Genomic DNA, 12,491 nt, shown 5'->3' on the forward strand with positions numbered 1-12,491 from the left:
ATGAATCGTCTTAACTCTAATGTGACGCTGACTCAATCAGATTATTTGGATATCCTAGCACAGGTGTTTGAAGCGCTTAATTTACCTAAAAACAACCAGGCCTGGTTAAAATTGCTTGAGTATTTGGCGTTAATGCAAAAGTGGAACCGAGTTTATAACTTGACCGCTATTCGTGATGAAAAGGAAATGTTTGTAAAGCATTTGCTTGATAGTTTATGTGTGGCGCCTTATGTCTCGAGCAAACGATTAATCGATGTCGGAACGGGTGCAGGGTTGCCAGGGATTCCACTTGCCATTGTCTTTCCAGAGCGGCAGATTGATTTGCTCGATAGCAATAGTAAGAAAACCCGTTTTCTCATTCAAGCGAAAGCCGAATTAGGCTTGTCTAACGTTCAAGTGATACAGCAACGAGTAGAGCATTATGCGCCTGAAACTCTTTATGAAGGGGTGATCTCTCGCGCTTTCGCTTCACTTGATGATATGTTGAACTGGACACGACATTTGTTGACGTCGAATGGAAGTTGGTGGGCAATGAAGGCGCAAAAAACGCAAGATGAGGTCGCACATCTGCCAGAGTTTGCTAAAATGTTGCAAGTTTTTAATCTGGATGTGCCTGGATTGTCAGCACAAAGAACCTTGATACAAATCGAAAATCATCAGGAAAGTTAAATGGCTCGAATCATTGCGGTGGCGAATCAAAAGGGCGGTGTCGGTAAAACCACTACTACCGTTAACTTGTCAGCAGCTTTCGCCAGAATGGGCAAGCGTGTGTTGATGATGGACTTGGATCCACAGGGTAACGCAACGGTTGCCATTGGTGTGGATAAAGAGGATTTGCCGGTTTCCGCCTATGATGTATTGGTCGGTGAAGTCAAGGCGCGGGATGCAATCCTGGAAACCGCTGTTGAAAATTTGGACTTGATTGCGGCGAACGGTGATTTGACTGCGGCGGAAGTAGACTTGATCGATGAGTCAAAAGGCCCCAAAAAACTGCGTAAAGCCTTAAAAAAAGTTCGAGAACAATACGATGTGATTCTATTGGATTGTCCACCGACTTTGAATATGTTGACCTTGAATGCATTAACCGTTGCAGAAGGTATTTTGGTGCCTGTGCAATGCGAGTATTTTGCTTTGGAGGGCTTGTCGGCCTTGATGGATACGATTGAAGCGGTTCAGTCGGACTTAAATCCTAATTTACATATCGATGGTTTATTAAGAACGATGTATGACCGTCGGAATAACTTGGCAAATGATGTGTCAAATGAGTTGGTCGCGCACTTTGGTATGAAAGTTTTACAGACCATTATTCCGCGAAATGTACGCTTGGCAGAAGCACCAAGTTATGGTGAGTCCATCTTGGATTATGATTTGGCTTCAAATGGTGCGATTGCGTATTTGGCATTGGCAAATGAATTGATTAGACGAACAAAACTGTAACTGGAAACGGACATGGCAAAAAAACGATCAGGCATGGGTATCAGAGGGGTAAACGCCTTAATTGGAGGCAAGCAAAAGGTTGACAGTAATGTGGCTGATTTGCGAATCGATAAGGTTGCCATTGATTCTTTAATTCCTGGTGTATATCAACCTCGGCAGCAGTTTGAAGAAGTGGCGTTGCAAGAATTAGCCGACTCAATTCGGATTCAAGGAATTGTTCAGCCCATTGTTGTAAAAGCGGTCGCTAATCAGCAGTTTGAAATTATTGCCGGGGAGCGTCGCTGGCGTGCTGCAAAACTCGCAGGGTTGGAGTCAGTGCCAGTCGTGATTCGCAAAGCGGATAACCAGGCGACCTTGGCAATGGCGTTAATTGAAAATATTCAGCGTGAAGACTTAAACCCCATTGAAACTGCAATGGGGCTAAAGCGCTTAATGAAAGAGTTTGAACTCACTCAGCAAGCCGTAGCGGATGCCGTTGGACGGTCGAGGACAGGGGTAACCAACCTGTTAAGATTGCTGACCCTGCCTAAGCAGATACAAGATTGGTTGCACCAGAGCGATCTAACCATGGGGCATGCACGGGCGATTATTACCTTGCCTGAAGATATGCAGCTTTCATTAGCAGAAAAAGCAATATCCAAGTCGTGGTCTGTCAGAGAGATGGAACAGGCCGTGCAAAACCTATTGGTACCTAAAACACTCAAATCGCAACAAAACCGTCATACTTTACCCGTAAAATTACAAGAACAGCAACAGCAGTTGGCTGAAAAAATGGCGACGAACGTTAAAATATCGCAAGGTGCAAAGGGACGTGGTAAGATCGAGATTCCCTTTAAGTCAGAAGCGGAATTAGAGCGGTTAATCGGGTTATTAAAGTAGCGAATTAAAAAATCTACATTTAGTGTAAGTGTTTAGTGTTTTAACAATATCTAGTGGTGGATGAAAAATTATTACTTTTCCACTAGATTTTCAGGCAATAAACCGCTATGATTCTCGACTGTTTTACTTCGGCCTAACCTTTGGTTTGGTTGCAAATATTTGGAGATGTCAGCGTGAAAGAAGAGTCAACCCCTGTATCCGCTGAGACAGCTCCGAGAAAACATAAGCCAGCACTGAATTTTTTATTATTAAGTGCAGGATCCATATTTACCAGTATGATTATTGCTGGATTCTTGGTTGGCTATGTTATTGATTTATTGCTTGAAACAACCCCTTTGTTTTTGTTGAGCTGTGGTGTATTGGGTTTTGTAGGCGGTATGATGAAAGTTCATAAGCTGCTGGAGAAAATGTCACTTCTCGATACAGGGAAAGCGCAAAAAACAGAACCTAAGCCAGCAAGAGATGAATAAGTTGCAAGGTGGTCATTTAAAACAAGCCTTTAGAATACAAGGCATTATTGGTGTGATTGCGGTTGCCATATTTGCAACGCAAGGCCAATGGTTGGAAGCAATCTACGGATTTTTGATTGGGATAGCAAATTTGCTGATCCTGGTTAACAGCTTTGCACGAGCGGATAGAAAAGCAGAGCATGACCCTAAGCAGGGTATACAGGTTTTATATTTGAGTGCAGTAATTAGATTTAGTCTACTTGCTGTGTTATTTGTTTTGGGGCTGCAAGCATTTGAGTTTGCGCCGATGCCAGTGGTATTGACCTTTGTGGCAATGCAGTTGGCTCAGGTGTTTAACTTGAAAGGTAAGCAGCGTTTGACTGACTAAGGAGAAGACCCTTGAGTGCTGAAAAAATGGGAACTGTCGAGTATATTCAACATCACTTGACAAACAACCACATTGGCGAAGGCTTTTGGACGTTCAACCTCGATACCATCGTGGTGAGCTTTTTGTTGGGTGCATTGATCGTATTGGTTGCTGCGCGTTTAGGGAAACAATTGGAATCTGGAACCCCGGGTGGATTTCAGAATTTTGTTGAAAGTATACTGGACTTTGTTTCGACAAATGTACGCGATGCGTTCCCTGGCCACAATCCATTGATTGCACCTTTAGCATTAACCATTTTTGTTTGGGTTTGGTTGATGAACTTTATGGATTTGATTCCAGTTGATCTACTGCCATATCTTTTCCAGTTAGTTACGGGTGATTCTCATGCCTATCTAAAAGTGGTCCCGACCACGGATTTGAACACGACATTGGCAATGGCTGCAGTCGTATTTGGTTTAATTCTATACTACAACATTAAATGTAAAGGTCTTTTGGGCTTTATTAAAATGTTCCTATTCCATCCTTTTGGTAAATTTTTTGTACCAGTGAATGTCGTTATGACATTTATCGAGGAAGTTTCAAAGCCTCTCTCTTTAGCTTTGCGACTATTCGGTAATATGTTCGCTGGTGAACTTGTATTCCTGCTGATCGCTTTGATTGGTGGAACTTTGGCAGTGGGTGCCGCTGCCTTATTCTGGGCGCCACTACAAGCTATATTGGATTTGGCTTGGTTAATCTTCCATTTATTGGTTATTACCTTGCAAGCCTTTATCTTTATGGTGCTTACTATTGTTTACCTTGGCATGGCTCACGAAGAGCACTAAGAGGCAAATAAAAAGGAATAGAAAGGGTTTTTAAAAAACTCTTTCAAAAGGTTTAAGCGCACCTATCACCGAGTTTCGTTAATTGGGACGACAGGGGTAAAAAGCTTTTTTTAACTTTAACTTTAAACTTTGGAGAAAATCGATGGAAGTAACTGCTACTATGATTGCTGATATCTATGCCGCAACTGCTATTGGTGTAGGTGTAATTTTGGCTGCTGCAGGTCTAGGTTCAGCTATTGGCTGGGGTCTAATTTGTTCTAAAACTTTAGAAGGGATTGCTCGTCAACCAGAAATGCGTCCTGCTTTAATGACTAACATGTTCATTTTCGCTGGTCTTATGGAATCTTTCCCATTCATTATCCTAGCTTTCGCTATGTGGTTCTTGTTTGCAAACCCATTCGTTGGAGCGATGACTGCTGCGCTAGGTGCATAATCTAGCTGCAACGCATCAATTATATTTTTTTAAATAACGAATGGCGAGGTAACCACTGTGAGTATTAACGCAACGCTTCTCATCCAAATAATAGCTTTCTTGCTGTTGATTTGGTTTGTGAATAAAGTGCTGTGGGGGCCACTTTCTAAGTTAATGGAAGATCGTCAAAAGAAAATTAATGACGGACTTTCTGCCGCTGAGAAAGGAAAGCATGAACTTGAGTTAGCTGAAAAACGTGCTAAAGATGTACTAAAAGACGCAAAACTACAAGCTCAAAATGTATTGAGTCAAGCTGAAAAGCGCGGGTCTGAAATCGTAGAAGATGCGAAAGTAAAAGCCGTAGAAGAAGCTGACCGCATTAAAGCTTCCGCCCAAGCAGAACTAGAACAAGAAGTAAGTCGTGCCAGAGAAGAACTTCGTAAAGAGATTTCTTCGTTGGTCGTTTCAGGTGCAGAAAAAATTCTTAACAAAGAAGTTGATGCAGCTGTACATAACGACATGCTTGACACCTTAGTTAAATCAATCTAAGGAACTATAAGCTATGGCAGAATTAATAACCATTGCAAGACCGTATGCTGTAGCAGCTTTTGAAGCTGCTAAAGAAGGAAATACACTTGCTGAGTGGTCAGAGCAGCTAAATAGTTTGGCTGCAATTGCTTCAGATGAAGCAATGCAAGATTTTATGTCTCAACCATCAGTAGCAGCGAATGATGTTACGAATCTTTTGGTTGAAATCATGGGGTCTGGTTTGACTGACGAAGCTAAGAATTTCTTAACCGTCTTGGCTGAAAATAAACGACTCAATGCACTTGCTGAAATTGCAGGGCTTTTCCAACAGCTAAAAGCGAAGGAAGAGAAACGTGTATTGGCAACCGTTATTTCGGCTCAAAAGCCTACGGATGAGCAGAAAAAGAAATTAAGTGCTGCTTTAAATGCTAAGTTTGATGCTGAGGTTGAAGTGTCTTATGAAGAAGATCCTTCTTTAATCGCAGGCGTAAGAATTCGAGTTGGTGACTGGGCAATTGATGGCTCAGCACTTTCACAATTAAACAAACTTGGCGCAGCAATCGCCCAATAATGGAGAGGAACACACATGCAATTGAATGCCTCTGAAATCAGTAACCTAATCAAAGACCGTATTAAAGGATTTGAAGGTGCTGCAGAGTCTGGCAGTGAAGGAACGGTTGTCAGTATCGCTGACGGTATCGCTCTTATTCACGGCGTATCAGACGTAATGTATGGTGAGATGGTTCAATTTGACGAGCAAACCTTCGGTATGGCGCTTAACCTAGAGCGTGACTCGGTAGGTGTTGTTGTACTTGGAGAATATGATCACATCTCTGAAGGTGACAAGGTAACTTGTACCGGTAAAATTTTAGAAGTCCCAGTCGGTCCAGAAATGAACGGCCGTGTTGTGGATGGTTTAGGTCGTCCTATCGATGGTAAAGGCGCTATTGACGCGAAGGTTACTTCCCCAATTGAGCGTATCGCACCGGGCGTAATCGATCGTCAATCTGTTGATCAACCTATGATGACTGGTATCAAGTCTATCGACTCAATGATTCCAGTTGGTCGTGGTCAGCGTGAGTTGATTATCGGTGACCGTCAAACAGGTAAAACCGCAATCGCGATTGACGCTATCATTTCTCAAAAGGGAACTGGTGTTAAGTGTATCTATGTTGCGATGGGTCAGAAAGCTTCTACAGTCAATAACGTTGCTCGTAAGCTAGAAGAGTATGGCGCAATGGAAAACACTGTTATTGTTGCGGCTAATGCTTCAGATCCTGCAGCGCTACAATACATGGCTGCATATGCGGGTTGTGCGATGGGTGAATACTATCGTGACCGTGGTGAAGATGCTTTGATTATCTATGATGATCTAACTAAGCAGGCTCAAGCTTATCGTCAAATCTCATTGCTACTACGTCGTCCTCCTGGACGTGAAGCTTTCCCTGGTGATGTATTCTATCTACATTCCCGTTTACTTGAGCGTGCTGCTCGTGTAAATGCGAAGTATGTTGAAGAATTTACTAATGGTGAAGTGAAAGGTAAGACAGGTTCTTTAACTGCACTACCAATTATCGAAACGCAAGCTGGTGACGTTTCTGCATTCGTACCGACTAACGTAATCTCGATTACAGATGGTCAGATCTTCCTTGAAACTAGTTTGTTTACCCAAGGGATTCGTCCTGCTGTAAACGCGGGTCTTTCGGTTTCTCGTGTTGGTGGTGCTGCACAAACAAAAGCCATTAAAAAACTAGGTGGTGGTATCCGTCTAGATTTGGCTCAATATCGCGAATTAGCGGCATTTGCTCAGTTTGCTTCGGATCTTGATCCAGCAACCAAAGCTCAGCTAGAACGTGGTAAGCGTGTTACTGAACTAATGAAGCAAAGCCAATATTCTCCTTTAACCACAGCTGAAATGGCAGTTTCTTTGTATGCTGCAAATGAAGGCTATCTTGATGATGTTGAAGTAGAAAAAGTTCTTGATTTTGAAAGCGCTTTACATGCTTATCTTAATTCTGAAAATGCCGATTTGGCAGCAAAAATTAATGCTAAAGGCGACTGGAACGATGAAATCGTTGCAGAAGTTAAAGCAATGATTGATGCATTTAAAGCAAACGGCGTTTATTAAGAAGGGGTAAGCCATGGCAGGCGGGAGTAAAGAAATACGGGCTAAAATTACGTCCGTAACGAATACCAAGAAAATCACCAAAGCCATGGAGATGGTGGCTGCATCGAAAATGCGTAAAGCGCAGGCTCGTATGTATGCTACTCGCCCATATGTTGAAAAAGTGAAGAGAGTCATCAATCACGTTTCAAGTGCGCATCCTGAATATAAGCATCCTTATACTCAGGCGCGTGAAAGTGTCAAGCGTGTTGCATTGATTGTCGTCTCTTCTGATCGCGGTTTATGTGGTGGTTTAAATTCAAACTTATTCCGAAAAGCATTGCCTCTGTTTAAGCAGTGGCAAGAACAAAAAGTTCAAGTTGAACTGGCATTGGTTGGAAATAAGGCACAAGCTTTCTTTAGAAGCTATGGCGGTAATGTTGTAGCAACTGTGTCTGATCTCGGTGATGCACCTCATATTGATGATTTGGTCGGAACCATTAAGGTGGTTTTAGACCGTTATGAGTCAGGTGAAGTGGATGAAGTACATTTAGCTTACAATGAATTTGTAAATACAATGACTCAAACACCGTCCATTAAGCAGCTAGTTCCTTTGGAATCAGAAACAACTGACGATGAATCGCACTGGGATTACTTATATGAACCTGATGCGAAGACTGCACTTAATTTATTAATGCGTCGTTATGTTGAAAGTACCGTTTACGGCTCAGTTGTTGAAAATGCAGCCTGTGAACAAGGTGCTCGAATGATTGCAATGAAGAATGCGACTGATAACGCAGGTGAAATGATTAATGAGCTTAAGTTGTCTTACAACAAGGCACGTCAAGCAGCAATCACTGCCGAGTTATCGGAAATTGTGGCTGGTTCATCAGCTGTTTAAGTTTGAAGTATTTCAATAAAAGGTTAAAGATTATGAGTGGAAAAATAGTACAAGTAATCGGCGCGGTAATCGATGTCGAGTTTAATCGTGCTGATTTACCAAAGATCTATGACGCGTTAAAAGTTGATGAACTAGGACTAACACTTGAAGTTCAACAACAGATCGGTGATAACCAAGTGCGAGCAATCGCAATGGGTTCATCTGATGGTCTAAAACGTGGCATGGCTGTTTCTAACACAGGTAAGGCAATTTCTGTTCCTGTGGGTAAAGCAACACTAGGTCGAATTTTTGATGTTCTTGGGAACGCAATCGACAATGCTGGTCCAGTAGGCAATGAAGAAACTATGACGATTCACCGTCCAGCACCAGCATTTGATGAGCTAGCGGCTTCTCAAGAGCTTTTGGAAACGGGTGTTAAAGTTATCGACTTAATCTGTCCTTTTGCAAAAGGTGGTAAAGTTGGTCTATTCGGTGGTGCCGGTGTTGGTAAAACCGTTAACATGATGGAATTGATTCGTAATATCGCGATTGAGCATTCAGGCTTCTCAGTATTTGCTGGTGTAGGTGAGCGTACTCGTGAAGGGAATGACTTCTATTATGAAATGGAAGAATCTGGCGTACTTGATAAAGTTGCGTTGGTTTATGGTCAGATGAATGAGCCACCAGGTAACCGTTTACGTGTTGCTTTGACGGGTCTAACCATGGCTGAGTATTTCCGTGATGAAGGTCGTGATATCCTATTCTTCGTTGATAACATCTACCGTTATACATTGGCTGGTACTGAGGTATCCGCATTGTTAGGTCGTATGCCATCAGCGGTTGGTTATCAGCCTACTTTGGCTCAGGAAATGGGTCAAATTCAGGAGCGTATCACGTCTACTAAAACAGGTTCTATCACGTCTATCCAGGCAGTATATGTTCCTGCGGATGATTTGACGGATCCAGCACCTGCTACAACGTTTGCTCACTTGGATGCAACGGTTGTACTGAACCGTTCAATTGCTGAAACCGGGATTTATCCTGCAATCGATCCTTTAGATTCAACTTCACGTCAGTTGGACCCATTGGTTGTTGGTAAGGAACATTATGAAACAGCACGTGGTGTTCAAGAAACACTACAGCGTTATAAGGAATTGAAAGACATTATCGCTATCTTAGGGATGGATGAACTTTCCGAAGAAGACCGTTCTTTGGTTGCTCGTGCACGTAAAATGCAGCGCTTCTTCTCACAGCCTTATTTCGTAGCAAAAGTCTTCACTGGTGAAGATGGACGTTATGTTTCATTGAAAGAAACCATTCGTGGTTTCAAAATGATCCTTAATGGCGAAATGGATGATGTTGCTGAGCAAGCATTTATGTATGCTGGTGACATTGACGAAGTTCTCGAAAAAGCTAAAAAATATAAGGATTAATTGATTATGGCAGTCTCAATGCAAGTCGATATTGTAAGTGCAGAGGGTTCAATGTTCTCTGGTAAAGCGGATATGGTCTTTGCACAGGCTGCCGATGGTGAAGTCGGCATCCTGCCAAAACATACCCAGTTGTTGTCCCAGTTAAAACCAGGTCAAGTTCGTGTTGTCAGTGGAGATGAAGAAGATTTATTCTTTATCAACAGTGGTATCCTTGAAATTCAGCCTGAAATTGTGACCATTCTTGCTGACACGGCTATCCGTGCAGAAGATTTGGATCATGCAGCTGCAGAAGAAGCCAAACAGCGTGCAGAAGAAGCGATGGAGCAAGCAAAATCGGATACCGATATTGCGCGTGCCCAAGTCGAACTTGCGGAAGCTGTTGCGCAGATTCAGACAATTACCAAATTACGGGATCGTTTACAAAAGACAGGATTGTCTTAAGTCAATTTTTCGTTTAAGAAAAAGCACCTTCGGGTGCTTTTTTTTTGTCCGTTAATTTGTCTGCTTTGGTAGAATTCATACTCGACGATTGTCTCGGTTTAACCCCTTAGAGATTCAAGGTAATCCATCCTTTAATTTAGATGATTTACCTTGTGTTTTTATTATATTTGGAGCCACTGAATGTCCTTAAAAATTCTTGTTCTTGCTGCAGGCAAGGGCACTCGTATGCGTTCACATCATCCGAAAGTATTGCAGCCTTTAGCACAGAAACCATTACTTGCCCATGTGGTAGAAACCGCTGAAAATTTGACTGATCAAGCCATTATCACTATCGTTGGTCACGGAGCAGAGCAGGTTAAATCTGTGATGGGTTCTGAGGGTTTAATCTACATAGAGCAGGAAGAGCAACTCGGAACAGGTCATGCAGTCCAAGTTGCTGAATCTCATTTCGATGATAACGATACGGTCTTGATTTTATACGGTGATGTTCCATTAACCCGGAAATCGACACTTGAGAACTTGATTTCAAAAGTTGATGAACAACATCCACTGGCACTTCTTACAATTGAATTAGCTGATTCCAGTGGTTATGGCCGAATTGTCAGGAATGCGGCTGGTGCAGTGACTTCTATTGTCGAACAGAAGGACGCAAGTGAAGCTCAGAAACAGATCAAGGAAATTAATACGGGTATGTTGGCAGCAAAAGGTGGATCGCTTAGGCAGTGGTTGTCACAACTATCCAATGATAATGCACAAGGTGAATACTATTTAACAGATATTGTTTCACTATGTGTCGATTCAGGTTGTCAGGTTGCAACTTCACAACCGGATTCGGAAATTGAAGTACTTGGTGTTAATGATAAGCGTCAACTTCAAGGGTTAGAGCGTGATTATCAAGCCTTACTAGCAGATGATTTAATGTCAAAAGGGGTAACACTTGTTGACTCTAGTCGACTCGATATCCGTGGGCACGTTGATGTGGGGATGGATGTGTCTATTGACGTGAATGTCATTTTTGAGGGGAAGGTTTCTTTAGGAGACAATGTTACAATTGGTGCAAATTGTGTCATTCGAAATGCCCATATTGCTGCCAACACGGTGATTCATCCCTTCAGTCATATTGATGGTGCGCAATTGGATGAAAGTTGCGATATCGGTCCTTATGCAAGGCTCAGACCTGGAACTACTTTGGCTCAATCCGTTAAAATTGGAAATTTTGTCGAAACCAAAAACGCGCAAATTGCGACGGGATCAAAGGTGAATCACTTATCTTATATTGGGGATACCAAGATGGGATCAAATGTGAATATTGGCGCTGGCACTATTACCTGTAATTACGATGGTACAAATAAACATCAAACCCTTATTGGTGATGATGTATTTGTGGGTTCAGATACACAATTAGTGGCGCCCGTTACGATCGAGAAAGGCGCAACGATTGGAGCCGGCTCAACCATTACTAAAACGGCTCCAGCTAACACTTTGACTTTATCGCGCAGTAAGCAGCTAAGTATTGCAACTTGGCAAAGACCGCAGAAAAAATAACCAGGCCTGGTTGTTTAGACGCTAGGAGAGAAGATTTGCTCTATATTACGTTAAAGCCATTACAAGCAGACCCTTTACAAGCATTGATGGAAAAGCAGGGGTGGCAGGTCATCAGTAAAGATGGCGGTCAAAGTCAGTTTGTCGGTTGGGCTTATGTCATTCATTATCAGTTAATGCATGATAAACAATTAGCGGAAGCATGGTTGCATTATTCAGACAATCAGGGCAAGTTGGAATCCTATTGTGAATTGAATCCTGCTGCCAAGCCCTTGTTGGAACCCTTAATTGAAAACTGTCAATAGCCTATGACGAAACAAACGATCAAAGCCTATTTTCAATTGACCCGTTTAAACCGACCTATCGGTATCTATTTGGTGCTTTGGCCGGCATTATGGGCACTGTGGTTAGCAGCTGATGGAAACCCTCCCATTGATACAGTGATTATTTTTATTTTAGGGGCGATTATTATGCGTTCCGCAGGCTGTGTCATTAATGATTATGCAGATCGTCATTTGGATGGACATGTTTCACGTACCTGTGCAAGACCGCTAGCCACAGGTCAATTGTCTGACAAGCAAGCATTGCTCTTTTTCACAATCCTAGTTTTGCTCGGTTTTGGTTTGGTTTTGTTATTGAATAGTCTGACAATATGGATGTCATTGGGAGCCGTATTATTGGCGACCTTATATCCCTTTATGAAACGCTATACATATTGGCCGCAAGCCTTTTTAGGAGCGGCCTTCGCTTGGGCAATACCGATGGGGTTTAGCGCTGTGCAAAACCAAGTCCCATGGCAAGCATGGGTGGTATTTTCGGTGACGTTGGTGTGGGCACTGATTTATGATACCGCCTATGCCATTGCGGATAAGGAAGATGACTTGAAAATTGGTATCAAATCAACGGCCATATTATTTGGAAACCAGGTTCAATGGGTGATTGGCTTTTTTCAGCTAATTATGCTGTCCGGACTGGTTTGGATAGGACAGTTATTTGAATTGGGGACTGTTTATCATTTAGCCTTAATTGCAGTCTGCGGGTTATTTGGTTATCATCAATACTTACTATCAAAAAACGACCCTGCACAAGCCTTTAAAGCATTTTTAAATAATCACTGGGTAGGATTGGTGGTTTTGGTAGCCATTATCGGAGACCAGTCTTTAGCGGGTTAGAT

16 protein-coding genes are annotated in these 12,491 nt (G+C 42.4%); all 16 read left to right on the forward strand.

The features are described from left to right. The 16 genes from rsmG to ubiA all read left to right on the forward strand — a co-directional run bounded on the left by rsmG (position 1) and on the right by ubiA (position 12,489). Complete coding sequence (gene rsmG / locus CYQ88_RS04990) at positions 1–669, forward strand: 16S rRNA (guanine(527)-N(7))-methyltransferase RsmG (protein WP_101840251.1); 669 nt, start codon at positions 1–3, stop codon at positions 667–669. Further along, positions 670–1,437 (forward strand): ParA family protein, encoded by a 768-nt coding sequence (locus CYQ88_RS04995; protein WP_101840252.1) that lies wholly within the window; start codon positions 670–672, stop codon positions 1,435–1,437. 12 nt (positions 1,438–1,449) lie between these two features. Next, complete coding sequence (locus CYQ88_RS05000; protein WP_101840253.1) at positions 1,450–2,316, forward strand: ParB/RepB/Spo0J family partition protein; 867 nt, start codon at positions 1,450–1,452, stop codon at positions 2,314–2,316. 173 nt (positions 2,317–2,489) lie between these two features. After that, positions 2,490–2,786 carry an AtpZ/AtpI family protein gene (locus tag CYQ88_RS05005; RefSeq protein ID WP_101840254.1) on the forward strand — a complete coding sequence of 99 codons (297 nt, stop codon included), beginning with the start codon at positions 2,490–2,492 and terminating at the stop codon, positions 2,784–2,786. Further along, a complete protein-coding gene (locus tag CYQ88_RS05010; RefSeq protein ID WP_101840255.1) occupies positions 2,779–3,153 on the forward strand; it encodes an ATP synthase subunit I in 375 nt (124 codons plus the stop codon). The genes CYQ88_RS05005 and CYQ88_RS05010 overlap by 8 nt, the downstream gene beginning before the upstream one ends. An 11-nt stretch (positions 3,154–3,164) precedes the next feature. After that, positions 3,165–3,977: a F0F1 ATP synthase subunit A gene (gene atpB, locus CYQ88_RS05015; RefSeq protein WP_101840256.1), complete on the forward strand. Its 813-nt coding sequence runs from the start codon at positions 3,165–3,167 to the stop codon at positions 3,975–3,977. Positions 3,978–4,119: 142 nt separating this feature from the next. Further along, positions 4,120–4,410 carry a F0F1 ATP synthase subunit C gene (gene atpE, locus CYQ88_RS05020; protein ID WP_019557536.1) on the forward strand — a complete coding sequence of 97 codons (291 nt, stop codon included), beginning with the start codon at positions 4,120–4,122 and terminating at the stop codon, positions 4,408–4,410. 57 nt (positions 4,411–4,467) lie between these two features. Beyond that, positions 4,468–4,938: a F0F1 ATP synthase subunit B gene (locus CYQ88_RS05025; RefSeq protein WP_101840257.1), complete on the forward strand. Its 471-nt coding sequence runs from the start codon at positions 4,468–4,470 to the stop codon at positions 4,936–4,938. A gap of 13 nt (positions 4,939–4,951) precedes the next feature. Further along, the gene (locus CYQ88_RS05030; RefSeq protein ID WP_101840258.1) at positions 4,952–5,488 is read left to right on the forward strand and encodes a F0F1 ATP synthase subunit delta; all 537 of its coding nucleotides are present in this window, start codon (positions 4,952–4,954) and stop codon (positions 5,486–5,488) included. Between the two features lie 15 nt (positions 5,489–5,503). Then, entirely contained in the window at positions 5,504–7,045 is a 1,542-nt protein-coding gene (gene atpA / locus CYQ88_RS05035) for a F0F1 ATP synthase subunit alpha (RefSeq protein ID WP_101840259.1), read from the forward strand. A 13-nt stretch (positions 7,046–7,058) separates the two neighbouring features. Continuing rightward, the gene (atpG, locus tag CYQ88_RS05040) at positions 7,059–7,922 is read left to right on the forward strand and encodes a F0F1 ATP synthase subunit gamma (protein ID WP_101840260.1); all 864 of its coding nucleotides are present in this window, start codon (positions 7,059–7,061) and stop codon (positions 7,920–7,922) included. A gap of 29 nt (positions 7,923–7,951) precedes the next feature. Then, the gene (gene atpD / locus CYQ88_RS05045) at positions 7,952–9,334 is read left to right on the forward strand and encodes a F0F1 ATP synthase subunit beta (protein ID WP_199170163.1); all 1,383 of its coding nucleotides are present in this window, start codon (positions 7,952–7,954) and stop codon (positions 9,332–9,334) included. 6 nt (positions 9,335–9,340) lie between these two features. After that, a complete protein-coding gene (locus tag CYQ88_RS05050; protein ID WP_101840262.1) occupies positions 9,341–9,775 on the forward strand; it encodes a F0F1 ATP synthase subunit epsilon in 435 nt (144 codons plus the stop codon). A gap of 180 nt (positions 9,776–9,955) precedes the next feature. Then, on the forward strand, positions 9,956–11,320 hold the full coding sequence (glmU, locus tag CYQ88_RS05055; protein ID WP_101840263.1) for a bifunctional UDP-N-acetylglucosamine diphosphorylase/glucosamine-1-phosphate N-acetyltransferase GlmU: 1,365 nt from the start codon (positions 9,956–9,958) through the stop codon (positions 11,318–11,320). 35 nt (positions 11,321–11,355) lie between these two features. After that, positions 11,356–11,622 (forward strand): hypothetical protein, encoded by a 267-nt coding sequence (locus CYQ88_RS05060; RefSeq protein ID WP_101840264.1) that lies wholly within the window; start codon positions 11,356–11,358, stop codon positions 11,620–11,622. Between the two features lie 3 nt (positions 11,623–11,625). Beyond that, entirely contained in the window at positions 11,626–12,489 is an 864-nt protein-coding gene (gene ubiA / locus CYQ88_RS05065; RefSeq protein ID WP_101840265.1) for a 4-hydroxybenzoate octaprenyltransferase, read from the forward strand. Positions 12,490–12,491: the final 2 nt, after the last annotated feature.

Origin of the sequence: Hydrogenovibrio sp. SC-1, from assembly GCF_002848135.1 — a bacterium.
Classification (GTDB): domain Bacteria; phylum Pseudomonadota; class Gammaproteobacteria; order Thiomicrospirales; family Thiomicrospiraceae; genus Hydrogenovibrio.